Origin of the sequence: Streptomyces sp. ID05-39B (assembly GCF_033794725.1) — a bacterium.
Lineage (GTDB): Bacteria > Actinomycetota > Actinomycetes > Streptomycetales > Streptomycetaceae > Streptomyces > Streptomyces bobili.
Window position 1 is genome coordinate 1 of sequence record NZ_JARGEF010000020.1, and the last position, 24,482, is coordinate 24,482.

At 69.5% G+C, this 24,482-nt stretch carries 27 protein-coding genes and 1 pseudogene; 16 read left to right on the forward strand and 12 right to left on the reverse strand.

The window, feature by feature from the left end; translation table 11 throughout:
- Positions 1-26: 26 nt before the first annotated feature.
- Positions 27-1,358, forward strand: a complete 1,332-nt coding sequence (gene fxlM, locus P1P75_RS07510; protein ID WP_319252874.1) for a methyltransferase, FxLD system — start codon at positions 27-29, stop codon at positions 1,356-1,358.
- Between the two features lie 219 nt (positions 1,359-1,577).
- Complete coding sequence (locus P1P75_RS07515; RefSeq protein ID WP_319252772.1) at positions 1,578-2,414, forward strand: GNAT family N-acetyltransferase; 837 nt, start codon at positions 1,578-1,580, stop codon at positions 2,412-2,414.
- A gap of 141 nt (positions 2,415-2,555) precedes the next feature.
- Here P1P75_RS07515 and P1P75_RS07520 read toward each other — a convergent pair whose 3' ends face one another.
- Entirely contained in the window at positions 2,556-2,963 is a 408-nt protein-coding gene (locus P1P75_RS07520; RefSeq protein WP_319252774.1) for a thioesterase family protein, read from the reverse strand.
- Positions 2,964-3,043: 80 nt separating this feature from the next.
- On the reverse strand, positions 3,044-4,435 hold the full coding sequence (locus P1P75_RS07525) for a helix-turn-helix transcriptional regulator (protein ID WP_319252776.1): 1,392 nt from the start codon (positions 4,433-4,435) through the stop codon (positions 3,044-3,046).
- 1,325 nt (positions 4,436-5,760) lie between these two features.
- On the opposite strand from P1P75_RS07525, the gene P1P75_RS07530 reads away from it, so the two are divergent.
- The 10 genes from P1P75_RS07530 (at position 5,761) to P1P75_RS07575 (ending at position 13,959) form a co-directional block, all read left to right on the forward strand.
- On the forward strand, positions 5,761-6,672 hold the full coding sequence (locus P1P75_RS07530) for a helix-turn-helix domain-containing protein (protein ID WP_319252778.1): 912 nt from the start codon (positions 5,761-5,763) through the stop codon (positions 6,670-6,672).
- Between the two features lie 4 nt (positions 6,673-6,676).
- Positions 6,677-7,360: a hypothetical protein gene (locus P1P75_RS07535; RefSeq protein ID WP_319252780.1), complete on the forward strand. Its 684-nt coding sequence runs from the start codon at positions 6,677-6,679 to the stop codon at positions 7,358-7,360.
- Positions 7,361-7,519: 159 nt separating this feature from the next.
- A complete protein-coding gene (locus P1P75_RS07540) occupies positions 7,520-8,164 on the forward strand; it encodes a WhiB family transcriptional regulator (RefSeq protein WP_319252876.1) in 645 nt (214 codons plus the stop codon).
- Positions 8,161-9,771, forward strand: a complete 1,611-nt coding sequence (locus P1P75_RS07545; protein ID WP_319252782.1) for a hypothetical protein — start codon at positions 8,161-8,163, stop codon at positions 9,769-9,771. The genes P1P75_RS07540 and P1P75_RS07545 overlap by 4 nt, the downstream gene beginning before the upstream one ends.
- Positions 9,768-9,959: a hypothetical protein gene (locus P1P75_RS07550; protein WP_319252784.1), complete on the forward strand. Its 192-nt coding sequence runs from the start codon at positions 9,768-9,770 to the stop codon at positions 9,957-9,959. Before P1P75_RS07545 ends, P1P75_RS07550 begins: the two co-directional genes overlap by 4 nt.
- A 119-nt stretch (positions 9,960-10,078) precedes the next feature.
- On the forward strand, positions 10,079-10,282 hold the full coding sequence (locus P1P75_RS07555) for a hypothetical protein (protein ID WP_319252786.1): 204 nt from the start codon (positions 10,079-10,081) through the stop codon (positions 10,280-10,282).
- Between the two features lie 302 nt (positions 10,283-10,584).
- Positions 10,585-10,941 carry a plasmid mobilization relaxosome protein MobC gene (mobC, locus tag P1P75_RS07560; protein ID WP_319252788.1) on the forward strand — a complete coding sequence of 119 codons (357 nt, stop codon included), beginning with the start codon at positions 10,585-10,587 and terminating at the stop codon, positions 10,939-10,941.
- Positions 10,938-12,653, forward strand: a complete 1,716-nt coding sequence (locus P1P75_RS07565) for a relaxase/mobilization nuclease domain-containing protein (protein WP_319252790.1) — start codon at positions 10,938-10,940, stop codon at positions 12,651-12,653. Before mobC ends, P1P75_RS07565 begins: the two co-directional genes overlap by 4 nt.
- A 195-nt stretch (positions 12,654-12,848) precedes the next feature.
- Entirely contained in the window at positions 12,849-13,187 is a 339-nt protein-coding gene (locus P1P75_RS07570) for a hypothetical protein (protein WP_319252878.1), read from the forward strand.
- A gap of 76 nt (positions 13,188-13,263) precedes the next feature.
- A complete protein-coding gene (locus P1P75_RS07575) occupies positions 13,264-13,959 on the forward strand; it encodes a hypothetical protein (protein ID WP_319252792.1) in 696 nt (231 codons plus the stop codon).
- Between the two features lie 61 nt (positions 13,960-14,020).
- Here the strand turns inward: P1P75_RS07575 and P1P75_RS07580 are convergent, their stop codons facing one another.
- From P1P75_RS07580 to P1P75_RS07600, 5 genes are all read right to left on the reverse strand, one after another.
- A complete protein-coding gene (locus P1P75_RS07580) occupies positions 14,021-14,629 on the reverse strand; it encodes a hypothetical protein (protein ID WP_319252794.1) in 609 nt (202 codons plus the stop codon).
- Between the two features lie 273 nt (positions 14,630-14,902).
- Complete coding sequence (locus P1P75_RS07585; RefSeq protein WP_319252796.1) at positions 14,903-15,559, reverse strand: DUF317 domain-containing protein; 657 nt, start codon at positions 15,557-15,559, stop codon at positions 14,903-14,905.
- A 174-nt stretch (positions 15,560-15,733) separates the two neighbouring features.
- Complete coding sequence (locus P1P75_RS07590; protein ID WP_319252798.1) at positions 15,734-16,024, reverse strand: hypothetical protein; 291 nt, start codon at positions 16,022-16,024, stop codon at positions 15,734-15,736.
- Positions 16,025-16,659: 635 nt separating this feature from the next.
- Positions 16,660-17,634 (reverse strand): thioredoxin-disulfide reductase, encoded by a 975-nt coding sequence (gene trxB, locus P1P75_RS07595; RefSeq protein ID WP_319252800.1) that lies wholly within the window; start codon positions 17,632-17,634, stop codon positions 16,660-16,662.
- Complete coding sequence (locus P1P75_RS07600) at positions 17,631-18,053, reverse strand: arsenate reductase ArsC (RefSeq protein ID WP_319252880.1); 423 nt, start codon at positions 18,051-18,053, stop codon at positions 17,631-17,633. The genes trxB and P1P75_RS07600 overlap by 4 nt, the downstream gene beginning before the upstream one ends.
- Before the next feature lie 95 nt (positions 18,054-18,148).
- Between P1P75_RS07600 and P1P75_RS07605 the strand changes: the two genes are divergently transcribed.
- The 3 genes and pseudogenes from P1P75_RS07605 to P1P75_RS07615 all read left to right on the forward strand — a co-directional run bounded on the left by P1P75_RS07605 (position 18,149) and on the right by P1P75_RS07615 (position 20,626).
- A complete protein-coding gene (locus P1P75_RS07605; protein ID WP_319252802.1) occupies positions 18,149-18,457 on the forward strand; it encodes a metalloregulator ArsR/SmtB family transcription factor in 309 nt (102 codons plus the stop codon).
- Positions 18,454-19,572: an ACR3 family arsenite efflux transporter gene (arsB, locus tag P1P75_RS07610; RefSeq protein ID WP_319252804.1), complete on the forward strand. Its 1,119-nt coding sequence runs from the start codon at positions 18,454-18,456 to the stop codon at positions 19,570-19,572. Before P1P75_RS07605 ends, arsB begins: the two co-directional genes overlap by 4 nt.
- Positions 19,569-20,626: pseudogene (locus tag P1P75_RS07615) on the forward strand (ArsO family NAD(P)H-dependent flavin-containing monooxygenase). Before arsB ends, P1P75_RS07615 begins: the two are co-directional and overlap by 4 nt.
- A 72-nt stretch (positions 20,627-20,698) precedes the next feature.
- On the opposite strand, the gene P1P75_RS07620 reads toward P1P75_RS07615, so the two are convergent.
- Entirely contained in the window at positions 20,699-20,845 is a 147-nt protein-coding gene (locus P1P75_RS07620; RefSeq protein ID WP_319252806.1) for a hypothetical protein, read from the reverse strand.
- A gap of 97 nt (positions 20,846-20,942) precedes the next feature.
- Here P1P75_RS07620 and P1P75_RS07625 point away from each other — a divergent pair, with 97 nt between their 5' ends.
- Positions 20,943-21,347 carry a heavy metal-responsive transcriptional regulator gene (locus P1P75_RS07625; RefSeq protein WP_319252808.1) on the forward strand — a complete coding sequence of 135 codons (405 nt, stop codon included), beginning with the start codon at positions 20,943-20,945 and terminating at the stop codon, positions 21,345-21,347.
- 143 nt (positions 21,348-21,490) lie between these two features.
- On the opposite strand, the gene P1P75_RS07630 is transcribed toward P1P75_RS07625, so the two are convergent.
- From P1P75_RS07630 to P1P75_RS07645, 4 genes are all read right to left on the reverse strand, one after another.
- On the reverse strand, positions 21,491-22,306 hold the full coding sequence (locus tag P1P75_RS07630) for a sulfite exporter TauE/SafE family protein (RefSeq protein WP_319252810.1): 816 nt from the start codon (positions 22,304-22,306) through the stop codon (positions 21,491-21,493).
- A gap of 148 nt (positions 22,307-22,454) precedes the next feature.
- The gene (locus P1P75_RS07635) at positions 22,455-22,961 is read right to left on the reverse strand and encodes a GNAT family N-acetyltransferase (protein ID WP_319252812.1); all 507 of its coding nucleotides are present in this window, start codon (positions 22,959-22,961) and stop codon (positions 22,455-22,457) included.
- Positions 22,962-22,989: 28 nt separating this feature from the next.
- Positions 22,990-23,361 carry a metalloregulator ArsR/SmtB family transcription factor gene (locus tag P1P75_RS07640; protein WP_319252814.1) on the reverse strand — a complete coding sequence of 124 codons (372 nt, stop codon included), beginning with the start codon at positions 23,359-23,361 and terminating at the stop codon, positions 22,990-22,992.
- Between the two features lie 42 nt (positions 23,362-23,403).
- Positions 23,404-24,465 (reverse strand): FAD-dependent oxidoreductase, encoded by a 1,062-nt coding sequence (locus P1P75_RS07645; protein WP_319252816.1) that lies wholly within the window; start codon positions 24,463-24,465, stop codon positions 23,404-23,406.
- Between the last annotated feature and the right edge of the window lie 17 nt (positions 24,466-24,482).

Genomic DNA, 24,482 nt, shown 5'->3' on the forward strand with positions numbered 1-24,482 from the left:
GGCTCCCCCACCATCGCAGATCCCGCATGACCCGCTCGAAAGGCCCCAGGGTGACGACTCCCCCCACTACCGGGCAGGAACACGATCCCAGTGCACTGCGGCACCGGCTGGTCGATCAGCTCCTCGCGGCCGGCCACGCCCGCACCGCCGTTGTCGAAACCGCCCTGCGCAGGGTTCCCCGCCATGCTTTCGCACCGGAAGTGCCCGTGCAGACCGCGTACGCCGATGACATCATCGCCACACGCCACACGCCCGACGGCCGCATCAGCAGCTCCGTCAGCGCACCGTGGCTCCAGGCCGTCATGCTGGAATCGGCCCGCCTCCGGTCTGGCCACCATGTCCTGGAGGTCGGCTCAGGCGGTTACAACGCCGCCTTGATCGCCGAACTGGTCGGCGGGACCGGCCAGGTCACCACCGTTGACATCGACCCTGACGTCACCGACCGCGCCACCCGCTTCCTCCGCGCCACCGGATACGACCGTGTCCGTGTCCTGACCGCGGACGCCGAGCATCTACCCCCCGAGGCCATCCCCGAGGGCGGCTTCGATGCGGTGATCGTCACGGTCGACACCTGGGATCTTCCTTGGATCACCATGGTTGCGGAGGGCGGACGCCTCGTCGCCCCGCTGCGCCTCCACCAGTACGTGTGGTCCATCGGTTTCACCAAACGCGATGGTGTGCTCGTCAGTGAGGAGCCGCTCACCGTGTGCGGCTTCGTCCCCATGCAGGGCGCCGGCGCATGGGAACCGAATCTACGCACCATCCCAGGCTGCGGCATCCACCTTGCCTTTGAGGACGGAACGCCAACGCCCGTCGACCAGCTGACCCCGGCCTTCGACATGGCGCCCTCCACGGTCCGCACGCACGTCACCGTCGGGGGTGAGGAACCCTTCGACTCCCTCAGCCTGTATCTGGCAGGCGCTCTCCCCGGCTTCTGCCGACTGTCCGTCGACCCGAACCACCACACCGGCCTCATCAGCCCCCCACCCCCGCACTGGCCCGGCGCGGCCATGGTGCGTGGGTCGTCACTCGCCCGTCTGGCACACGAGCGCATCGGTGACGGCGAATACGGCGAAGGTCTATACGAGCTCGTCATTCACGGCTACGGACCGGCCGGTCACCTGGCGGCCACAGAAATGGCCGAGCACGTCCAGCACTGGCAGCGCAACCACCGCGCCGCGCCCTGCCCGCGCATCAGCGTCCAACCCAAGGACGCCACTGGACCGACATGCGCCTATACCGACGGCCTGCACGTGTTCCCTAAGAAACACACGCGGATCAAGATCGACTGGCCCGTCGTTCCCGGTAAAGCGGCGCCTGCAGCCCTTGCCAATGCCCAGGACCAAGATCCCTGCTGATCGCCGAGGAGACCAGTCTGTGTGCCGACCCAGCCGACATCCGTCATCTGGGCTTGCTCCTGGACCAGGTTGGCGACGTCGTCCGCATCACGCCCGCTTCTCGCCCATCACCGACCCGTACACGACCGCCTCCGCGTGATCCCAGCCCTGACTGGGGCGGGTCCCACCCGGTGAACCCCTTACCACCTCACCCATCGCTGAATCAACAGGACCAATCCCGTGACCACTCCACGCCGTGCCACGCCCGCCGATGCGGAAGGCATCACTCGCCTGCGATCCGAGCTGATCCTCTCCCAACCGCTCGCCCCGGACTGGCTAGCCCTTTGCCGAGACCACCTGGCCGAACGCCTCCTGACTCATGGCGATGCCCGGGCCTACGTCGTCGACGCACCCGAGGGAGGACTCGCCACCTGCGCGCTGGCTCTCGTCAGCCCCGTACTGCCCGCACCCCGGTACCCGCAGGGACTGGCCGCTCGCATCCAAGCCGTGGCCACCCAGCCCGGGTACCGACGCCGTGGCTACGCCAAGGCCGCCCTCACCGCGCTCCTCAACGACCTGGAGCAGGAAGACATCACCCTTTTCGAACTGCACGCCAGTGACGAATCCAGGTCTCTCTACGAGGGGCTCGGATTCGTCAGCGATCCAGCACTCATGCGCAGAACCGCACTACCTCCGCAATCCCGCGGTCAACACGGGAGAGGCGCTCTGACCGACGACTGGAACACGATCCAGCGTCTGGCCGACACGTTCAGCCGTCTCGATGCCGAGAACGGACTCGCGCCAGAGGAGCAATGGACGCTGCAAGTGCTCAAGCTCGCCGAAGAGGTGGGCGAGGCTGCCCAGGCCGTCATCGGAGCCCGGGGCACCAATCCGCGAAAAGGGCACAGCCACACGTGGACAGACGTCCAGGACGAGGTGGCCGACGCTGTCATCACTGGCATGGTCGCCCTCGCACGACTGCGTCCCGACGCACGTGAATACTTCACTGCCCTCCTAGCCCGAAAGGCCGTGAAGTTCCTTCCATCACAGGATTCCGGCGACGAGCTGCCTCGCTGACGCAGCCCTGCCACCGTGCTGCCCGCTTCTCAACGTGCTCAACCGCCTCTCCCAGCAGTGACACATGCGGCCAGAGACCCATGGGCCCCGGCTGGGCGTCGTCAGCCGGGGCCGGCGTGCATGCAGAGACAGCGCAGCGGTTCAGGACTCGGTGTAGCGAGCGAGGAAGTTCAGCTCGGCTTGAGAGATCCGCCGCGGCCTGCCGGTCTCCAGGTTGTACGCGGCCATCAGGGTCGTGGCTTCGGCATACAGATGGTCCGCGTCACGGACTTCGTAGGCAAGTTCCAGCCTCGCCCCCCGGCAGGCGACGACCCTGACGTGCACGTCAACGGGCTCCTCGCGGTAGGACAAGGGAGCGCGGTAGTCCACGATGGAGCGGCTGACCACGAATGCGTGCTGGCGGCGGCCGGCTTCGTCGGTGGGCAGCATCTCCTGGAACATCCGGGTCCTCGCCTCCTCCATGTACCGGGGGAAGAGAGCGTTATTGACGTGCCCGTACGCGTCCGCGTCGGCCCAGCGCAGCGGGAGGGCATAGGTGTACTTCTTCACGAGTGAGGTCTTCCTGTGTGTGGGGGGGCCACTGATGCAGTCGGCGGGCGGCTCTGAGCGAGGCCGTCCATCGCGGTCCCTCAGCCTGCCATGCAGCTCTTCGGCGACTCGGCATTGCGTTCCTGAACCTGCTTCAGGACATCGCGGAGCACGCGCTGCTCCGTGTCGCGCTCGTCGAGGAGCTGCCCGATGCGAACGCTTGCCGCCGAAGGATCGGCCGGCAGGGCAGCGCGCACCAGCTGACGCATCTCAATGAGGCACGCGCCCTCTACCGCGTGCCTGGGCACGCGAGCGATAACGGTGGCCGGCGAGACATGGGTGACGGACCAACAACCGGTCGTCTCTTCTGTGGCCCAGACCACGGTGCGCTTGTCCGGCGCAAGCGTCAGGTGGACGTCGGAACCCACGGTTCCGCTGATGGCCGGCAGGGGGACGCCGTTGTCCCCCGCTAGAGCTGCTGCTTCATCTGCAGTGGCGACAACCATGCGGGCCGCGAGGGTTGCCGCTTCCCTTCGCCAGCGGGTGGCGGCGTCCTCGGCCGCGCGGTTCTGCGCGTGCCGCTGTGCTGTCGCCACGTCGCTTTCGTTCGCGGTCATGGTTGCCCAAGCGTCGCGGACGCCGCCGAGCGCGTCGCGCTCGTCGTCGCCATGGCCTTCGATCCAGGTGATCACGACGAAGCGGCAGTCGGGCATCGACGCCGGATAGAGGACGTGGCTGACGACCTCGATCGTCTCCCAGTCCAGCGTCGGCACGTTCATCCGGAAGACATGGCCATCGCGGGTCTCGCCCATGTCGTGCTCGGTCTCCCAGACGAGCCGCACGTCGGGGTCCTTCTTGACATCCTCGATCAGCCGGCGCAGTTCGGCATCATTCGGCCTGGTGGCCTGAGCGAACTTGAGGATCTTCACATACGCCGAGGCGTGCTTGTCCCAGTCCTGGTACTGGGCGCGGGCCTCCGGCGTCGTAAGAGCCCACCGAATGAGATTCGCGCCCGGCTCCATCACCCATGGCCACCACTCCGCCATGGCCGTGTTGAAGGCCAGAATGTTCCAGTGCTGGTCACACAGGTATGCGGGGCTGGGCATCTGGCGGTCGATGAGCAGACGCAAAGCCTGTTGCAGCTCCGGCTGGCCGGACCCGCTCGGCGGGACGAGCATCGAGCCGACGTTGTAGAGCAGCAGGGCGTGACGCTCGTCGCGGTCCAGCCGAAGTAGCTCGGAAAGGGCCTCGCACTGCGTGCGGGACAGCCGGGGTGGCGTCGCGCCACGTTCGATCTTGCGATATGTGCGCTCACTCATGCCCAGGACCCTGGCCGTCCGGTGCTGCGTTACCCCTGCCGTTTTGCGCCACCTTCGCAGGAGGGCACCGAAGCCCATGTAGTGGCCGGCCAATTGCTGTCCGCTGCCACCGCGCTCCGAAATCTCCTCTACCAGAGCGTCATTGCCGCTGGGCTTCAGTTCCTGCGTGACCACGAAAATCCTGCCTTTGACTCTCAGGAGACGCGACGTTCCGGGCGCACATAAGAGCCCAAGCGGCAGCGAATGCGCTGGGCTCACCCTTCGCCTCCCGGAAGAACCATACGCAATCTCTAAGTGATCTTGACCGGGGTGGGTCGCCACCAAAGACGGCTCTATGGTTCAACATCGAACAAACGAGGCGCGACATGGCGGCACGTTCACGCCCTAAACGGACACGACTCAAGATCCACTCCCGGGGGCGGCCGGTAAATCGGCAAAACATTGCCGCTTTTCACCGAGTGAAGCGGGTGGGCGGTCTAGACCACACTTCTTAACAGGTATCCAGTTGGCGCCGTTGCAGGTACTTCCCTTACCTCGAGCGTGAGTTACGGCACCGTAGGTACGCACCAGCTACCACACCACCCAAGCGCCGTACCCCCGCAAACTGGACAAATGCTTGCCGTTGACGCGCTCGGAGGGGCTTGACTTAAATCGCTCTGGCCAGCAGTTCCGGCCAACAATGTGGCATGAGACACAAGGGGGTTAGCAGTGAGGAACATGCCCGAGCCGCTCGGATCCATCGGTCTGCGCCCACCACTCAGTCGGTTGCCCGTCGGCATCGACGCCGGCCCGGAACATCGAGCGAGGAACCTGCACCCGGATAGCGGCACTCGTGGCGCGACGCTTATTGCTTCGCCATTCAGTGCTCCGAGGGCGACCGCAGACGCCAAAATTGACGCAGTATTTCGATGCGGATTCTAGCGCCTGGAATTGCACCTTCGCGCCTATAGGCATTGCGGGTACTCCGGCAGCCTCCCCCGCAGCTGCTCAGCAGTACGTGGGATCGCCACCAGCAGACCGGCGTGCGACCTCGTCACTTTCTGCAACTAGTACAGAGTTTTAGAGCCAACTCTGGATCTTGACACGGGTCCGTGCGTATGTTCGTCGTCCCCCAGGCAGCCCGCCCGGGGCCCAGCAAGCGTGAGGAGGAGGGCAGGAACCCAACGACTCGCGCAGGTCCGTATACAGCGACGGCGCCCAGGAGCGGCTACTCCTGAACGCCGAACGCGTAGCGGCACGTACCGCCCCAATCTGGCCCGGCTAGGCCCGAGAGGGGCGGAGATTGCCCACCATCACCACGCTGATCCCTTTCCGACGGGCGCTTCAGCGTGGCAACACTGCAAAGGGGATTCTTCCATGCCTCCCGCCATACGCAAAAGGCCCCGTCATCCGGCCTGCGTGGCATCCACCCTCGCCCTGGCGTCGCATCGCTTGGGCACACTGCACGCCAGCCCGGCGTCGGCGAACAGCCGGCCGGGCGTCGCGGTCAGAGGTGTCCGATGAGCGTCGACGCACGCGAGTGGGTGTGGGAACACAGCTCCAGCCGGGGCACCGCGCGGCTGGTCCTGCTGTCGATCGCCGACCGGGTCGCCGACGACAAGTGCGTCGCCTGGGCCTCGCTGACGAGTCTGGTGGAGAGAACGAACGCCAGCCGGACGGCGGTGCGGGACGCGCTGGTCGCGCTCGACAAGAGCGGCGAGCTGCAGGTGCTGGGGCACCTGGAGGGCCCGCAACGGACCACGGTGTACCGGCTGCCCCGGGCTGCCGCGTGGCTGGCCAAGGTTGCCGGCGCTCGACGCGAGGACCCGGAGGCATACGTCGACCCGCTGACCGACTCCGATCCGGTGCCCGAGCTGGACGAGGAGGCCGAGAAGGGCCTGCGGCGGTACGGGATCTGGCCCAAGAAGGGTGCGGAATCCGGCACCTCCCGCCGGAATCCGGCCGGTAAGGAATCCGGCCCCTCACGTCGGATTCCGACCCCCCGACGTGCCGGAATCCGACCCCAGCACGGTACGGAATCCGACACACAGAACCGTAGAGAACCTAAGTTGAACCGGAAAGGCAGCAGCAGTAGTGCTGCCGTCACCTCGGCTGCCGACTGGCAGGTCGACCCAGCCAGCCACACCTGGGCCCGCCAGCAAGGCCACCTCGACCGCCTCGGCGAGGACGGCCTGCGAGCAGCCGACGCGAAGTGGCGCGCCCACCGCGCCGGGCACACCCCCCGACCGCCCGCTGCCTGGGCTGCCGACTGGCGCTCCTGGATCGCCCGGGAACACGCTCCGGCCCGCCCGAAGCTCTACGCCATACCCGGCAGCGGACACGCCCCGACGGGCGGCATGACCCGCGCCGAGGCCCACACCGCCGCCCTCCTCGCCGCCCTCAACGAGCCGACGCCGACCGGAACGGAGTAAGCCCATGGACCGCCGCGAAACTGCCGCCCTGCTCGCCTACATCGGCCGACTCGACCCCCGCACCATCCGCACCGACCAGGGCGAGGCCCGCGACCAGCTCGCCCAGTGGCACGAGCTGCTGGACGAGGTACCGCTGGCCACGCCGCACGGCTGGGACGCCTGCGTCGTCGCCCGCCGCCACATCCGCGTCTCGCCATACCAGATCCTGCCCGCAGACATCGCCCGCCCGTGGGAGAGCTACAAGCGCGACCGCCTGCACCGGCACACCGACCCCACCCCGTCGGCCGACCCCGACGACCAGGCGGCATGGACCGCTGAGCTGGTCGGCACCCGCCGTGCGGTCGCCACCGGCTCCGCCCAGCCGGTGATGTACCGGCAGCTCGCCGCAAGCCGTGTCAGCCCGAGGCTGGAAGCCCGGCTGAAGGAAGTGGGCTCCTGCATCCCGCCGGAGGCCAGGGCTGCCCTCGCGCCCTTCCGTCGCGCCCGCGCCTCCCGCGAGGCAGCCCTCGCCCAGGGCCAGCCCGACGCACTCTCGGTGCGCTGTGATTGGTGCGAGGCACCGGTCGGCGAGCCGTGCCGCCGCCGACGCGTCGACCCCGACGGCTTCGCACGCGGCAGCGCCCCGCGGGCCACTCCGCATCACTGCCGCCTGGACCTCGCCACCGCCCAGCACGCGGCGATGGCCTGACCGGCCCGCACGACGGTGCACCGTCTGGTGCACCCGCGCAACACCACCGTCCCGCCCCTGCTGCGGCGCCCCTGTCCTGCGCCACAGCAGGCGCCCGACGCCGCGTCCACCCACCACCGACCTGCTGTCGGCCGGCGCGGCAGCACACCGGAGACCACCTTGCGCCACATCACCACCCACACCACGCCGGCCACCAGCCTGCGCGGCATCGGCGACACCAGCTGGCAGCCCCACGGCGCCTGCCACGGCATGGACCCCGACGACGCCGACGCCACCTTCTTTCCCCTGCCCCGGGACTACGAGGCCATCGCCGACGCGAAGGAACTCTGCGCCATGTGCCCCGTGCGCCGCGACTGCCTCAACTACGCCTTGGAGAACGACCTCAAGGAGGGCGTCTGGGGCGGGCTGACCGCTGAAGAACGCGAACCCTGGCACAAGGGACTGCCCCATCGCCTCGACTACAGCCGCGTGGTCGCCTTCTTCAACGGCCGCGACGTCCACCTCACCGAGGCCGAGCGGCAGGTCGTCATCGACCACGCCTACGTCCGCGGATGGCGACCCGACCGGCTCGCCATCGCCCTGCAGATCGGCACCAAGCACGCCCGGGACCTGCTGCGGCAGGCCGCCAACAAGGTCTTCGACCGCGACCGCACCCTCGGCGTGCCTCGGCGCAAGGACGCAAAGAGGAAGGCCGCACCCGGCAAGATCAGCCGACCTGCGTCCGCCCAGCCCGCCACCCAGCAGCCCGTCCCCCGCCCGGTGGCGCCGGCCTCGGCGCACGCCCCTCTCGGAAAGGCCGCATGACCCACCCTTCCCTGTTCCTCGGTGCGAGCCCCGACATTTCCCACCTGCTCGCCTTCGGCGTCCCCGCCGCCGCGCTGGCCTTGGCCCTGGTCGGCTGGACGTTCCGGCGACGGGCGCAGCACCCGCAGAAACGACTCGGCAATGCCGAGGTCGTGGTCGCCGCCCTGGCCGCGCTCGGCTGCACCGCCTACAGCGCCGACACCAGCTGGCGCTTCGCCGCCGACTATCTCAACATCGCCGGCACGGCCGAACGCGCCAGCATGTTCGCCGCCGCGGAGCTGGGGCTCTTCGCCACCGCCCTGATGGCCCGGCAGAACCTGAACACCCAGGGCGCTCCTGGACTGCCGGGCACCTTGGTGTGGCTCATCACCGGAGTACAAGTGATCCCCGCTTACGCCGAGAGCGGTCCCGTAGGAGGCACTGTCCGCGCCTTCGTCGGACCGGTGATGGCGGCGATGCTCTGGCACCTGGCCATGGGCATCGAGCTGCGCCTGCGCACCCCTGGTGCCGCCTCCCACGGCCTGATCGCCACGCTCGGGCGAGAAGCACGCGAGCGACTGCTGTCCCGACTTGGCATCGCCGCCCGCGACCGCGACGCCGCTCAGATCACCCGTGACCGCGCCACCGCCCGCGCCGTGGCCCTCGCCACCCGGCTCGCCGAACTCACAGCCGAGCAGCGGCAGAGTCGACGGGGTCGGCGCCTGACCCAGCGGCTGTCGATAGCGATCGGCCGCGCCCGCGTCGGCACCGACCCGGCCCAGCGAGCCGAGCTGCTGGCCCAGCTTGCCGCCCGCCGACACGCGCTCGCGCTCGCCACCGTCCCGCTGCCCTCCCCATGGTCCCCACCTCGCTCCGGCGAGAGGGCGACCACGGTCCCCGCCGCCAGCACCGAGAGCAGCTCGGCCAACGACGGTCCCGGCGCCGTCGTCACTCGGAACGGGGACCGGGGACCGCAACCTCACCGGGGACCAGACACCGAGAACGCCGAGCAGCACGACGGGACCGAGGACCCGCAAGCGGGGACCGAGGCGGGGACCGAGGACCGAGCCTCGAGACACGAGACCCACGAGCCGGGGACCAAGCCAGTGAACCCGGAGCCCGGTGAGGAGCACGAGAGCCGCTCGGGGACCGGCCTCCCGGTCGATGAAGTGCCTGCACAACGCCCTGAATTGCCCTGGGGACCGGGGACCGAGGACACCGGGGACCGGAGACCGAACGACACGGGGACCGACGCCACCGGGGACCGAGGACCGAACGACACGGGGACCGACACCGCCGGGGACCGGGGACACCAAGTTCCCCTGCGCCGGACGCCAGCACCTAAGGCAAAAGGGAAGGGCAAGCGCAGTGGCCGGTCCCGCGGCCCGCAGGCTCAGCGTCCGGCGCGTGAGCCGGAGCAGGACATCGCCCAGCTGGTCGAGCTGGTCCGCCCCCACGTGCCCGCGCTGCTGGAACGGGACGGCAACGCGGCCGTGACTCGGGTCCAGCTCAGGGAGATCATCCGCCGCGAGAAGCTCCCCGGCGGCCGAAACGACCGACTCAGCCTGGTCCTGGCGGCCCTGCGCAGCCCAGACAGCAACACAACGCCAAGGAGCACCACACCATGAGGACCTGCCCGCAGTTCGCCGCCCTCCGTGAGGAGTACGAGCGGGAGATCGGCTACCTGAGCGCCCACTCCAGGCGGCATGCCGGCAAGCCGTCGGCGAAGGCCAGCTCGACGTACGCCGCTTCAACGAAGGCGCGGATGGCCCGGGCGCTCAGCGGCCACGTCGGACGCTGCCCCGAGTGCGGCTGACCCTGCAAACCAGCAGGTCACTCCCCCTGTACCCCTTTGGTGGCCCGGCACGCGCCGGGCCACCGCCCCGTACCGAGAGGCATCACGTGGCTTCCCACCCCATCCCTCCGTCGCGGCACATGGCCACCGAGGCGGCTGCGTGGGCCACCGTGCTGGTCCGCCGGCACCTCGTCCACGCCATGGTGCCCGTCCCGACCGGCCAGTGGCTCGTCCAACAGGTGCCGAACGGGCCGGTCCAGCTCCTGCACGGACCTGCCTCCGTCCTCGATCTGGCCGCCACCATCCAGCGGCAGCTCCGCACGGCGAGGCCCGACAGCCGATGACGAACCCGAACGAGAACAGCACCACCCCGGATCCCGCTCAGAACATCAAGTCGGTCTCGGGGCGAGCAAGTTATCGCAAGAGCATGGCTCCCGACGGGAGCAATGCTCTTGCCTCCCTCGCCCCTGGAGTGGCGGGAGCGGACCGGCGCCAGGAGGTGCGGGTCCACCAGGATGCGACCGAGGGCGGACCGCATCCAGGAGGGGCACAACCGCACACGTGCCACACCGCGCACTGCGAGCACGCCGCGCCGCCGAAGCCACACGTGCGCCAGCGCGAGCGCCTGCGTGACGAGCACAAGCGCATGCGTCAGCCCAGCTGCCGTATGAACGACGACGAGTACCAGCTCCTCGTCCGCGCCGCGTCCGCCTGCCGCATGAGCGTCGCCAGCTTCCTCGCCCACGCCGCCCTCAAAGCCGCCCGTGACCTCGACCGCACCGCTGCCGAGATCGCCACCGAACGAGAAGTGCTGACCGAGCTGTTCGCCGTACGCCGGCACCTCGGCCAGATCGGCAACAACCTCAACCAGGTGGCCAAGGCCACCAACGCCGGCGCCGACGTCCCGCACACCCGAGCCGTCCTCGACGCCGTCCACCGCGCCGCCAAGCGAGTGGAGACCTTCACCCAGCACTACCTGGACACCGAGAACCACGTCGCATGATCCCCAGAGTCCACAAGCGCGGGACACGCACCATCGGGCTGCTGTACTACCTGTACGGGCCGGGCACGCACGAGGAACACGTCGACCCGCACCTCGTGGCCGCCTGGGACAGCCTGGCGCCAGATCCCGGCCGCGACCCGCAGGCGACGCACACGGAGTTGCAGAAGCTCCTCGACCAGCCGGTCGAAGCCCTCGCCCCCAGCCGTCGCCTGGCCAAGCATGTGTGGCATCTGTCGGTGCGTGCCGCGCCAGAGGACCCCGTACTCTCCGACGAGCAGTGGGGCGAGATCGCCCGGCGCATGGTCGCGGCCACCGGCATCGCCCCCGACGGCGACGCCGCCGCCTGCCGCTGGGCGGCCATCCGCCACGCCGACGACCACATCCACATCATCGCCACCCTCGTCCGGGAGGACGGCCGTAGGCCCCGCCTGAACAACGACGCGGGACGCGCTCAGGCCGAAGCCCGTCTGATCGAAGCCGAGTACGGCCTCAAGCGGCTCAACACCGGGGACGGCACCGCCGCCCAGCGGCCGACCAGCGCCGAGCGCCACAAGGCCGAACGGCAGCAGCGGGAACGCACCCCGCGCGAGGAACTGCGTGAAACCGTTCGCCGTGCCGTGGCCGGAGCCACCGGCGAGAGGGAGTTCTTCGACCGGCTCGCCGCTGCCGGCCTGCTCATCCGGCGGCGGATCGCGCCCTCCGGTGACCTGCTGGGGTACACCGTCGCGCTGCCCGACGACCGCAACAAGGACGGCGAACCCATCTTCTACTCGGGATCCAAACTTGCCCCGGACCTGTCGCTGCCCCGCATCCGCGAACGCTGGTCCGCCGACGACCAGGCCAGCGGTTCAGTCGCTGCGCCGTCACGCACGGCGCCCAGCGCCCCGTCCACCGCGCGCCGCGGCACTGCCTCCGCGGCATGGCAGGCACTGATCGTCATCGAGGAAGGCGACGACGCGGTCGCCGCCGCTCACATCGCCTCGGCCGGCGAGGTCCTGGACGCGCTCGCCAAGACCTCCGCCGCCCACACCCGAACCCAACTGCGCGGGGCCGCCGTCGCCTTCGAGCGCGCCTCCCGTTCGCACGTGCGGGCTGAGCGCGGCCACGACCGGGCGCTGCGGCAGGCCGCCCGCGACCTGGTCCTCAGCGGGCCCGCGCTCGGCCGCGGGGAGGACGGGGCGACCACCGCGATGGCGATCGACATGTTGTTCTTCCTCGTCACCGCGGCCATGCACTGGCACGCGAAGAAGGGCCACGCTCAGCAGGCCGCCGCCGCCCGTCAAGCCGCCGAACACCTTCGTGCCGCCTACCAGGCCGCCGCCGCCCAGCCGCTGGGCGCCCTCTACCAGCGCGGCCGGCGCCTGGGCCACCCTCTCCTGCAGCGGCAGACGGCCATGCTGCGTGAGGCTGTGCCGGAGCTGGCGGAGCAGGTCCTGGCCGAGCCCGGCTGGTACGCGCTCGCAGCCACCCTCGCCGACGCCGAAGCCGCCGGCCACAACGCCACCGTGCTCCTCGCCGATGCCGCCGTACGCAGAGAACTCGACACCGCAGAATCCGTCAGCGACGTGCTGGTGTGGCGCCTGCGCCGTAGTGCCGACCTGCCCGCCGACACCAGCAATGCCGTGACCGCCGACCGCGGGACGGAGCGCCTGACCAGCCGCACCGGACGCGCGGCGCAGGGCCGGACCACCGCCCGGCGAGGCCGGTCGTGACTGTGGACTTTGCGAGTTGAACAGGTCACATGCCTTCGAGGACGATCATGACGCGAGCAGGACGAGACGCAGGAGGACGCCAGCGTGTTTGATCGGATACGCCGCCGCAAGCCGGATGCGTTCGACATCGAGATGCAGCGCCGGCACGAGGAGATGTGGAAGATGTGGCAGCGCATGCCCCTGCCCACGCCTACGATGCCGCCGCCTGGCGTGCAGCTGTCCGAGCCAGTGGCCGAGGTGGACGACTTCCTGCCGCCGGATCTGCGGGTCCCGAGCCACGACGAGGTCGCCGGCCGGATGATGCCCTGGCTGCGGCCTCTCGTCCTGGACGGCGAGGTCGTCACCTGCGCGGAGTGCGGCGCGTACCGGGACTGGATCATCATCTCGACCCAAGATGAGATTTGGCTGCGCTGCCGCGCCGGTCACCAGCAGCAGGAGAGGCGCCTGGACACGGCCTGGTACAACCGGAACTCCGCGCCGGTCGATGCCACGCACGCCACGTTTGAGGACTGCCTGCGCCACCTCGGCCACTGACCCTATACCCCTACGACCCCACAGGGCCCACTGGCCCGCACTGCCCAACTTTCTCCCAGAACCAAGGGGTCAAGTCGTGCGCGTTCGCGTCGCCACCACCGCCGTCGGCATCACCGCCGTTGCCCTGCTCGCCCTGCCCGCCTGCTCGCCCCACAACGCGGCACTTCCTGCATCGTCGTCCTCCGCCGCCTCCGGCAGCCCGGCCGTCAGTGAGGTGAACAGCACCCCACTGTCGTCGGCCGCACTCACCGCCCGCCTGCTCGACGAGAGCGACCTGGGCAGCGGCTACACCCGCAAGGCCGAGCGCCCTGCACGGCATGAAGACGTCACCGTTCTCGGCTGCCCTGCCCTCTCCGACCTCGGCGGCGAGGCGGCCACCGGAGGATCGCTCGACTTCCCCCGCCAGGCGAAGACCTCCTTCACCTACGCCGGCCACAGCGACTCCGAGGTCTCGGAGGAGCTGTACAGCGACACGCCCGCCAAGCTGTCCGACGGCATGGTCGAGGTCTTCGACGCCATGGCCGGGTGCCCCGAGTACCAAATCCTCGTCGGCGGCTCCGCCGTTGACATCGCCACCCAGAAGACGGCATCGCCCCACCTCGGCGAGGAGCAGTGGAGCCAGCTGCTGACCTTCTCCGCCGGCGGACACGACAGGGTGGTGAAGCAGACCGCGATCCGCGACGGGAACGTCCTCGTGGTCGTTTCCGGTTCGCCCGCTCTCGTCGACCGGCACCTCGACAAGGCCCTCACCAAGGCAACCGCAGGCCGCTGAAACTCCCACTGCTCGGTGCCCCGCCCCGCGCGTTCCTGGCGGGGCACCGTCGCATGGCCCTTCATTCACATCGCAGCGAGCCGCGCTGGACCTCGTACGCCCACCCGCGTGGGACAGGCCGTCCTTCGTCGAGCAGTAGGGCCTCGTACGTGGCGCATATCAACCGGAATGCGGCGTCCTCCGCGGCCAGGATGTCGATGCGGTAGGGGCCGGCGACGTATACGGGGCGTCGTTCGTCACTGGTCCCGGCCCACTCCAGACGGTGCCTGAATTCTTCAGACAGTTGATCGTCCGGCTGCCGCTGTCTGAAGTTGCGCACCTGGGGCTGTTGCAGGTTGCCGACACCCATGGCGTACTCGTCGAAGTGCTCGATTACATCGCGGGCGTGCTTTCCGCCCGGCACGCCACGGTCGAATGCCTCAAGCGCGTCGCTGACCAACTGCCTGGCCGCTTCTGTCTTCACGTGTGTGCGTGTCATCTCGACGCCCCGCAAAACCTGGCGAAGTGCCATCACCGTATACGGAGCGTCTATGACGGCCCGGTCGGAATCGCGTTCATGGGTAAGCCTGTGAACGTCCAGAGCCACCTTCCGGTGGGCCATAACGGCAGACGAGTGTCCGATGTTGGCTCCGTGCTCGGTTGGCCGCCACGCGTTCTCGGCTTCACTCATTCTCTCAACTCCCGTGCCTTCGTGGGCGAACAGGGCAGCCTACGGCGATAACCCATACCCGTGCGGTGCATTATTCGTCTCTCTGGCGTTCTTGATGAGCGCAAGTCAAGTGACGGGTGTGCGGAAAGGCCCGGACACCCCTCGAAGGTGTCCGGGCCTTTCGATAGCACACGGAGGGCGGCTGGGCACATGCCCCATTGAGGGCTCCGACCAGTCGATGCCGCACAAGGGCCCCGACCTCATTTCTCCTTGTGACGATCAGGACGCGTGGCGTCAGATGGCCGGGGCGCGCAGGAGCCGGTCTTCGGTGCTCGCGGGGAGCACCCGGCGCAGGACCGGTGCGGTGGAGCTGATCGAGCGTGCGAAGGCGGCGACCAGGTCGTTCGGGACGCTGGAGCTGAAGGACGCCGCCCACAGGCATCGTGCGCCGAGCACCGGCTCGGCCCATGCCTGCCAACCGTCCAGGCCCGTCCCGGTGTTGTCGGTCAGGGTGCGCGGGTCGGCGTCCTGAATGAGGGCCGGCACCGTGCCGTAGCTGATGTGGGACGTGAAGGTTGCGTCCAACGCTCCCGCACGGGGCTGGTCGATGTTGAGGAGCCAGCCGTGAGTAGTGACGGCGTCGAGGACCAGCTCGGTCCCGCCGAACTCCTCGGCCGGGAACTCCCGTGCGTCGAGTGCGACGAGGAAGTCGACGACGGCCTCTCCGGGGACGTCGGGGGTGAAGTACGCGGACCACTGCGCGAGCGGACTGGCCGAGTTCGTGCGAGCCGACACGTGCCAGGCAACTGGCAGGTCCCCCAGCAGGAACGGCTCGTCCGCCAGGACCCACTGGGCCCATCGGAGGGTGTCGGGGCTGATGTGCAGGACGGTGCTGCGTACGACCTGCCGGTCTTCCGGTGCCTCGTCCGGCTCTTGCCGGCCGCGGACCATCGTCAGGCTCGTCCAGCCAAGGCCGGTGAGGGTGTCGGCGACGGTGTCGTAGAGGCGTCCGTCGTCACCTGCCAGGTGGCGGGGGCCGACCCAGTACGCGGCCTGGGTTCGATCGGGTGCGGCGGGGTCGAGGGGGAAGTCGGGATTCAGGGGACCTCCAAGGATGATGAGGATCTACTGGCCGCCGCGAGCGGTGCGGCGGGGGCGACGCGGTGGCTGGACAGGAGACTGCCAGTCCAGCGTCACGGCTACCTCGGGCGGCAGGACACCGAGCTGGCTGTGCTCATCGCTGCTCTCGGCGAGATGGACGACCGTCTGCCCGGTCGCGTCCACGGACTGGACGACCTGGTCGAGGCGATGCTCCATCGGAAAGAACGGGTTGATCGCCTGCCGGACCGGAGCGTCGCGGTCGCAGGCGGACAGCAGATCGATGAGATCGCCAACAGTCATTTCCGTAGACGGCACGGACAGCCTCCTTGCATGGGGATATGGATACGGCGACCAGCCGATAAGCGGGCCCTGGAGTTCAGGTCGCTGCCCGCGTCGGGGGGCTCCCCCTTCCGGGACCGCGGGGACGAACGGGGCGGTCGGCGTCTCCATATCGAAGGAACCGGGAGTTTTCAGGGAAGGTCGTCTACGTTGACATGCCGCTGGAAGTGTTGGCCAGTCTTTCGAGGATCTTTCCTGTCTGCCCCGGGCGAACTGCTGTCGATATGCCTCACAAGGCGCCGGTCTGCCATCTTCGGGCCGGAAGGCCAGTTCATCCTGCGGACGGTGAACACCCGCACCGAATCGGGAAACGTCTCCGACGGTGACGTCCAAACGCAGAGCCGGTACCACACGTATCCCGAAGCTGCGCTATTCCCACAGTCCGCAGGGCCGTTGGGTCTGGCGCTGGCCGAGAGTTCGGTCCTCGCATCGGCAGCGCGACGCTGCCTGGTCTCGGTGACGGTCAGGGCGGGCCGGCAGCGGCTGGACTGGGGCTGGCCACGCAGGCCGCGATGTGTCACGGCCCGCGTACGAACGCACAGTTGGGAGGGGACCGGCGCGGTCCGATCCACAAGGATGCGTGGGAGCGGGCCAGGCCGTCATTGCGCCGATCAAGCAGGTACGGCGGCGGTCTCGTGCTCGGACTGCGCACTGTTGCGGGCGGCAAGGTAGCGCTCGGCGTCCAGTGCCGCGGCCGCGCCGGTTCCGGCAGCGGTGATGGCCTGGCGGTAGGTGTGGTCGACGACGTCGCCGGCGGCGAACACCCCGGGCAGGCTGGTACGCGTCGTCGGGGAGGCCACGCTGATGTAGCCCTCGCCGTCGAGGTCGAGCTGTCCCTTGAAGAGTTCTGTGCGCGGGTCGTGGCCGATTGCGATGAACAGCCCCGTCACGTCCAGGTCGCGGGTGGCGCCGGTGAAGACGTCGCGCAGGACGACGCCGCCGAGCATGCCGTTCGTCTCCTTGATCTCGGCGATCTCGCTGTCGAAGGCGAAGGAGATCTTGTCGTCGGCGAAGGCCCGCTCCTGCATGACCTTCGAGGCGCGCAGGGTGGAGCGTCGGTGGACGACGGTGACCGACTTGGCGAAGCGGGTGAGGAAGGTGGCTTCCTCCATGGCGGTGTCGCCGCCGCCGACCACGACGATGTCCCGGTCACGGAAGAAGAACCCGTCGCAGGTCGCGCACCAGGACACGCCCCGCCCGGAGAGGTCATCCTCCTTCGGCAGGCCGAGCTTGCGGTAGCCCGAGCCGGTCGCGATGATCACCGTCTTCGCGCGGTGCACGGTGCCCGCGGAGTCGGTGAGGAGCTTGATGTCGCCGGTGAGGTCCACCTCGACGATGTCGTCGTCGATCATCTCGGCGCCGAACTTCTCGGCCTGGGCCCGCATGTTCTCCATGAGGACAGGGCCGTCCACGCCGTCTGGGAAGCCAGGGAAGTTCTCCACCTCCGTCGTCGTCGTGAGCGATCCGCCGACGAAGATGCTGCTGCCGAACAGCAGGGGCCTCATCTGGGCGCGGGCAGTGTAGAGGGCGGCGGTGTATCCGGCGGGGCCGGAACCGATGATGACGACCTCGCGTATCTCGCTCACGCCGTCGCCTCCGGCTTCGCCGGGGCGATCTCCGCGATCAGACCCTCGACCAGGGTCTTGATCTCGTCGCGGATCGGGCGCACAGCCTCGACGCCCTGGCCGGCCGGGTCGTCGAGCTTCCAGTCGAGGTAGCGCTTGCCGGGGAAGACGGGGCAGGTGTCGCCGCAACCCATGGTGATGCACACGTCCGACTCGCGGACCGCGTCGATGGTAAGGATCTTCGGCGTCTCCTTGGAGATGTCGATGCCGACTTCCGCCATGGCCTCGACGGCGGCCGGGTTGACCTGGTCGCCGGGGTTGGAGCCGGCGGAGCGGACCTCGACGCGGTCGCCGGCCAGGTGGGTCAGCCAGGCGGCGGCCATCTGGGAGCGGCCGGCGTTGTGGACACAGACGAACAGGACGGACGGCTTGTCGGCCATGGTGATCGTTCTCTCTCGTCGCATGGCGGAACCCAGCCGCCAATGACTTCAGCCCCCGCTGGTATCAGCGGATGATGATGTGAGAGTATCAGCGCATGCTGACTTCAGTCGATCCTGATCTGATCCGGGTGCTGGGCGATCCGCTCCGCCTGAAGATCGTGACCCTGCTGGCGCGCGAGACGCTCTGCACGACGCACCTGGTCGAGGAGACCGGAGCCAAGCAGACCAACCTTTCCAACCACATGAAGGTGCTGCGCGAGGCCGGGATCGTGGAGACCGAGCCATGTGGCCGCTTCACCTACTACAAGCTCAAGCCCGAGGTCCTGGCCGGGCTCTCCGAGCAGTTTGCCGCGCTGGCCGAGTCTGCCCGCACCGCCGCCGAGAACAAGAGGGCCTGCCCGTGACCTCCACCGAGCCCACCACCGCCCGCGCCCAGAGCACCGACGCGGCCGGGGACGACTCGATCGTCAAGAAGCTCTCCACCCTCGACCGCTACCTCGCGGTGTGGATCCTGCTCGCCATGGCCGTCGGCCTGGGCCTGGGCCGGGTCGTCCCGGGCATGAACGATGCGCTCGCGAAGATCGAGATCGGTGGGATCTCCCTGCCGATCGCGCTCGGTCTGCTGGTCATGATGTACCCGGTCCTGGCCAAGGTCCGCTACGACCGGCTCGACCGCGTGACCGGCGACAAGAAGCTGATGGTCTCCTCGCTGGTCATCAACTGGGTCGTCGGCCCGGCGGTGATGTTCGCGCTGGCGTGGCTCTTCCTGCCGGACCTGCCCGAGTACCGCACCGGCCTGATCATCGTCGGCTTGGCCCGCTGTATCGCCATGGTCATCATCTGGAACGACCTCGCGTGCGGTGACCGTGAGGCCGCGGCCGTCCTGGTCGCGCTGAACTCGGTGTTCCAGGTGATCGCGTTCGGCCTGCTGGGCTGGTTCTACCTCGACCTGCTGCCGCGCTGGATGAACCTCGGCAACGGCCAGGGCCTGGACGTGTCCGTCTGGCACATCGCGCTGAACGTCGTCATCTTCCTCGGCATCCCGCTGCTGGCTGGCTTCCTCACCCGCCGCATCGGCGAGCAGAAGCTGGGCCGCGCCGACTACGAGGCGAAGTTCCTGCCGAAGATCGGCCCGTGGGCCCTGTATGGGCTGCTGTTCACGATCGTCATCCTCTTCGCCCTCCAGGGGAAGACGATCACCTCGCAGCCGCTGGACGTCGCCCGGATCGCGCTGCCGCTGCTGGTGTACTTCGCGGTCATGTTCTTCGGCACCTTCCTGCTCGGCAAGGGCCTCGGTCTGGCCTACGACCGCACCGCGACGCTGGCGTTCACGGCTGCGGGCAACAACTTCGAGCTGGCCATCGCGGTCGCCATCGCCACCTTTGGCGTCACCTCCGGCCAGGCCCTGTCCGGCGTCGTCGGCCCGCTCATCGAAGTCCCGGTGCTCATCGGCCTGGTCTACGTCGCGCTCGCCTGGCGCAGGAAGTTCGCCGCCGATGCGGTGACGACCGCGCCGTGACCCAGCACACGGATGTGGTGGTGGTCGGCGGCGGCCAGGCAGGACTCGCCGCCGGCTACCACCTACGCCGCCAGGGCCTTGACTTCGTGATCCTGACGCGGAGGCGGCGCCGGGCGGGTCCTGGCAGCACATGTGGGACTCCCTGCACTTGTTCTCCCCAGCCGAGCACTCCTCGCTGCCCGGCCGCCTCATGCCCGCCCAGCTCGGCGAGACGTACCCGGGTGCCGGGCACGTGGTGGACTACCTCACCGACTACGAGAAGCGCTACGACCTGCCTGTCCAGCACGGCACCCGCGTGACCGCCGTACGTCGCGACGCAGGCCGACTCCTGGTCGAAGCGGAAACCGGCACCTGGCGGGCCGGGGCGGTCATCAGCGCCACTGGTAGCTGGTCGCGGCCCTTCGTCCCCGCCATCCGGGGCCGATCCGTCTTCACCGGTCGGCAGCTGCACACGGTGAACTACCGCCCCCCGGCCGACTTCGCCGGGCAGCACGTGATCGTGGTGGGCGGCGGGAACTCCGGCGCCCAGATCGCCGCCGACTTCGCCCTGGACGGCAACGTCGATGTCACGTGGGTGACCCGGCGTCCGCCGCGCTTCCTGCCGGACGACATCGACGGCCGCGCCCTGTTCGACGTCGCCACCTCCCGCCGACGCGCCCTCGATGCCGGCCGCAGCGACACCGGCGGGGTGGCCTCGCTCGGCGACATCGTCGCCGTTCCGCCCGTCCGCGCGGCCCGCGACGCCGGGCTCCTGACCGTGAGGCCGATGTTCGACCGGCTCACCGCTACCGGTCTCCGGTGGGCCGACGGCAGCCGCGCCGAGGCAGACGCCGTCATCTGGGCCACCGGCTTCCGTCCGGTCCTGGCCCACCTCGCCCCGCTGAACTTGCGCGGTGCGCGCGGGCACATCCCCACCGCGGGAACCCGGGCTCTGGGCGAGCCGCGGCTGCACCTGCTCGGGTACGGCGACTGGACCGGTCCGGCCTCCGCGACCCTCATCGGCGTCGGCCGCCCGGCTCGGGATGCGGCCCGCGAGATCGCCGGGCTTGTGTGAGCGTGGTGGTAGCAGGCGGTACAGCCGTCCCTGGCCCGCCCGGCCGGTGCCGGGCGGGCCAGGGACTTTCGGCTACGCGACCTTGACCATGGTCTGGCCGCAGCAGCACGTCGGGTTCTGCTGGCCGCCGCAGGTGGCCGGGGCGCCCTTGGTCACCGTCAGCTCGCACCCGCAGTTCTCATCGGGGCAGCGATAGACCTCGCCCTCACGGAACGGCATTGCGCTCACCTCCTAGTTTCGCGTTTCTCTTCCGTCGCGAGCGACGCTAGAACCTGGCCCCGGGGGCAAGGTCAACACTGGAGGGGAGGAGGCGCACATGGCGATGCAGGGGATGACGATCGGGCAGGCAGCCAAGGCCGCCGGGCTCACACGCAAGGCCGTCCGGGTCTACGAAGCCAAGGGCCTGCTACCCGAGGCGGAGCGCAGCCAGGCCGGCTACCGGCTCTACAGCGAAGACGACGTCGAGCTGCTGACGTTCATCCGCCGGGCCCGCGCACTGGGCCTGCGCCTGGACGTCGGCGAGGTCCTGCACATCCGCCGCGGCGGAACCCCGCCGTGCGACGCTGTCCGCAACCTGCTCGACGCGCGCATCGCCGAGATCGACGCGACCATCACCGACCTCCTCGTCCTGCGCCAAACCCTTGCGGAGACCCGTCGGGGCGCCGACGACCGGCCGTGCGGCGAGCCGGCCACCGTATGCTCGATCATCGAGGACGCCTGAGTCCACCGCCGCCCCCTGGTGGCGTGCCGCCCTCGGCGAACCTCTGCTGAACCTGCTTGTTCTACGGCGACTGGACCCTGCTGGCCTCAGCCACGCTCGGTGTCGGCGGCCCCGCCGGAGACGCAGCAGCGCAGATCGCTCTGTCAGCGGTGACGGGCGAGCTTGATGGCGGAGACGAGCAGGATCACGGCCAGCAGGGGGATGAGCACCAGGTCCGGGAACACGCCCAGGAGTAGTCCGCCCAGCATCGCGCCGACCGTAGAACCCGCGACCATGACCAGGGTGAAGCGGAGGTTGGCGCCGAGGACGGCGAAGCTGCCGTCGCGGCTGTAGCGGGCGAACGCGACCAGCATGGTCGGCAGGGAGACCAGCAGGGAGAGGCTTCCGGCCGTCTTGATGTCCTGGCCGAACAGCAGCACGATCGTCGGGATCAGCAGCTCGCCCCCGGCGACACCCATGATCGCGGCGACCACACCGATGCCGAACCCGGCGACGACGCCTACTGGCACCTGTGCCCACAGCGGCAGGGAGAGAGTGCCCAGGGAAGTGATGTGGGTGGCCACTAGGGCGGCTGCCATGAGCACCATCAGCGCCGCCAGCACCTTGTAGAGGGTGGAGCTGCGCATGCGCACCGCCCAACTCGCTCCGGCCCAGGCACCGATCAGACTGCCCGCCAGCAGGTTGACCGCGACCGGCCAGCGTGCGGCCACCTCGGCGGCAGGGACCCCGGCCAGGCGAGCGGGCAGCGCAACGAGGACCACGACCAGGCTCATCGCCTTGTTCAGAATGACGGCCGAGAGCGCCGCGAACCCGAAAAGGCCGATCAGCAGGGGCAGACGGAACTCCGCCCCGCCCAGCCCGATCATCCCGCCCAGCACCCCGATGGCTCCTCCGGCACCGAACACCGCAGGTACTGAATGCGTCGCGCGCAGCGGAACAAGGCTCTGGTCAGTGGTCATGCCGGGCATCTTCTCTGTCAGCCGTCCCCGCCCGCTACGGCACAACGTCCCCTTCGGGCGAAGGCACCGCGTGCCCGGTCAGGATTCGTCCAGACCTCCGAGCACCGGCATCCGCGCTGCCACCGAATGCACACCCAGCGGCCTGCGTTCAGCCGATCGCTGGGCTGCGGCGCTCGACGAGGACGACGTCGCGCCAGACGCCGTGGTGGCGCCCGATCCGCTCCCGTGTGCCGATGACACGGAAGCCGGCACGCTGGTGGACGGCGAGGCTGGCGGTGTTCTCGGGCAAGATCCCGGACTGGATCGTCCAGATCCCCGCGCGTTCGGTGGAGTCGATCAGCGCCTTGAGCAGGGCGGAGGCGATGCCGCGGCCACGGGCGGCAGGGTCGACGTAGACGGAGTGCTCCACCACGCCCTCGTACGCGCAGCGGTCGGAGACCTTGCTCGCGGCAACCCAGCCCAGCACCACCCCGTTCGCGTCGAGTGCGGCGAAGCGGTGCCCGGGCAGCTTCGCGGCGTCGAACGCCTCCCAGCTCGGGGCGGCGGTCTCGAACGTGGCGTTGCCCTCATCGATGCCCGCTTGGTAGATCGCCAGCACCTGCTCGGCGTGCTTCGCCGCCAGCGGCACCACCACCGCGCTCAACGCCCCACTCACCACGGTTCCCCCTGTGACTGTTCGATCGTCAGGCCGCGGCCGGCAGCGTCAGCAGTTTGCCCATCGCGGCGAGCACCGACGGCTCGACCCGGTAGTAGACCCAGGTGCCGCGCCGCTCGGAGGTGAGCAGCCCGGCCTCCTTCAGCTTCTTCAGGTGGTGGGAGACGGTGGGCTGTGAGACGCCGACGTCGGAGATGTCGCACACGCACGCTTCCCCGCCTTCGTGCGAAGCCACGGCGGAGAACAGCCGCAGACGGACAGGGTCGCCCAGCGCCTTGAACATCCGCGCGGCCGTCTCGGCCTCCTCGGCGGTCATCGGGCGCTCGGTCAGCGGGGGGCAGCACGGCGCCACGCCCTGACCGTCGGGTTCGAGCAGCGGCAGCACCTTGGCGTTCGACATGCGCCTATGTTGACACATGTCGAACCAGTGGGGGTAGGTCCGTCACCGGCGCGAGAGATGGGCGGCCAGGCGTCGGGCGATGCGCTCCGCGTCCCGACCGACGCCGCGCAGCGAGTTCGACGACAGGCTGCGCTGCCATTCCAGCCCGACGAACGCCAGCCCCAGCACGCCGGTGGCGAGGCCCTCGCGGTGCCGTGGGTTCCCTACGGCGTCGAGAGCGCCGTCGAGGCCGGTGAGGTAGGGCAGGTCTGGGCGGTAGCCGGTGGCGAACACGATCGCGTCGACCTCCTCCCGCTGCCCGTCGGGCCATACGAGCTTGGTTCCGTCGGCAGTGGTGAACATCGGGCGGCGAGTGGGCCGCCCAACGGCCAGGGCGGCCCGGTAACGGCCATCATCAAGGACCGGCTGCGCCGGCGGGCGCGCCAGGAACCGGCCGAGGGGCGCGGTGTCCAGGCCGGTACGGGCCGTCCAGAAGTGCAGGTCGCGGCCGAGGACGCGCTGAGCGGCGAACTTCACCGGTCCGCGGGTGGCGAGCGTGACGCGGGCGGTCTTGGCGAGCTCGACGGCGATCTGCACCGCGGAGTTCCCGGCCCCGACCACGACCACCCGACTGCTGGAGAAGGGGGCGGGACTGCGGTAGTCCGCGGCGTGCAGCACCTGCCCGGTGAACTCCTGAAGGCCCGGCAGCGCGGGCCGGTGCGGGTGTCCGAACGTCCCGGAGGCCGCCACGACGGCCCGCGCGGACAGCCGGCCGCCGCCCTCCAGCTCCACTGCGAAGCCGTCGCTGGTGCGGCGGACAGCGGTGACGCGGCAACCCGTGCGGATCTCGGCGTCCAGGCGGTCGGCGTAGGCGGTGAGGTAGGCGACGACTTCGTCGCGGTGCGGGTAGCGGTCGCGGTCGGCGCCGGGGAATGGCATCCCGGGCAGGGAGCTGTACCGGGCGGGCGAGAACAGCGTGAGGCTGTCGTAGTAGTGCGGCCACGACCCGGCCGCACGGTCGGACGCCTCGAACACCACCGGCCGCAGCCCGCGCCTCAGGAGTGCGTGGGCGGTGGCGAGTCCGGACTGGCCGCCGCCGATGACGGCGACGTCGATGTGCTCCATGAGTAATCCCCCCTGGT

Bases quoted from the DNA above. Each gene is read 5' to 3' on its own strand.
- fxlM (WP_319252874.1), top strand. From the start codon at position 27: ATGACCCGCTCGAAAGGCCCCAGGGTGACGACTCCCCCCACTACCGGG.
- P1P75_RS07530 (WP_319252778.1), top strand. From the start codon at position 5,761: ATGAGCGTCGACGCACGCGAGTGGGTGTGGGAACACAGCTCCAGCCGG.
- P1P75_RS07535 (WP_319252780.1), top strand. From the start codon at position 6,677: ATGGACCGCCGCGAAACTGCCGCCCTGCTCGCCTACATCGGCCGACTC.
- P1P75_RS07545 (WP_319252782.1), top strand. From the start codon at position 8,161: ATGACCCACCCTTCCCTGTTCCTCGGTGCGAGCCCCGACATTTCCCAC.
- P1P75_RS07550 (WP_319252784.1), top strand. From the start codon at position 9,768: ATGAGGACCTGCCCGCAGTTCGCCGCCCTCCGTGAGGAGTACGAGCGG.
- P1P75_RS07555 (WP_319252786.1), top strand. From the start codon at position 10,079: ATGGCCACCGAGGCGGCTGCGTGGGCCACCGTGCTGGTCCGCCGGCAC.
- mobC (WP_319252788.1), top strand. From the start codon at position 10,585: ATGCGTCAGCCCAGCTGCCGTATGAACGACGACGAGTACCAGCTCCTC.
- P1P75_RS07565 (WP_319252790.1), top strand. From the start codon at position 10,938: ATGATCCCCAGAGTCCACAAGCGCGGGACACGCACCATCGGGCTGCTG.
- P1P75_RS07570 (WP_319252878.1), top strand. From the start codon at position 12,849: ATGCCGCCGCCTGGCGTGCAGCTGTCCGAGCCAGTGGCCGAGGTGGAC.
- P1P75_RS07580 (WP_319252794.1), bottom strand. From the start codon at position 14,629: ATGAGTGAAGCCGAGAACGCGTGGCGGCCAACCGAGCACGGAGCCAAC.
- P1P75_RS07585 (WP_319252796.1), bottom strand. From the start codon at position 15,559: ATGGTCCGCGGCCGGCAAGAGCCGGACGAGGCACCGGAAGACCGGCAG.
- P1P75_RS07600 (WP_319252880.1), bottom strand. From the start codon at position 18,053: ATGGCCGACAAGCCGTCCGTCCTGTTCGTCTGTGTCCACAACGCCGGC.
- P1P75_RS07605 (WP_319252802.1), top strand. From the start codon at position 18,149: ATGCTGACTTCAGTCGATCCTGATCTGATCCGGGTGCTGGGCGATCCG.
- P1P75_RS07620 (WP_319252806.1), bottom strand. From the start codon at position 20,845: ATGCCGTTCCGTGAGGGCGAGGTCTATCGCTGCCCCGATGAGAACTGC.
- P1P75_RS07625 (WP_319252808.1), top strand. From the start codon at position 20,943: ATGGCGATGCAGGGGATGACGATCGGGCAGGCAGCCAAGGCCGCCGGG.
- P1P75_RS07630 (WP_319252810.1), bottom strand. From the start codon at position 22,306: ATGACCACTGACCAGAGCCTTGTTCCGCTGCGCGCGACGCATTCAGTA.
- P1P75_RS07640 (WP_319252814.1), bottom strand. From the start codon at position 23,361: ATGTCGAACGCCAAGGTGCTGCCGCTGCTCGAACCCGACGGTCAGGGC.
- P1P75_RS07645 (WP_319252816.1), bottom strand. From the start codon at position 24,465: ATGGAGCACATCGACGTCGCCGTCATCGGCGGCGGCCAGTCCGGACTC.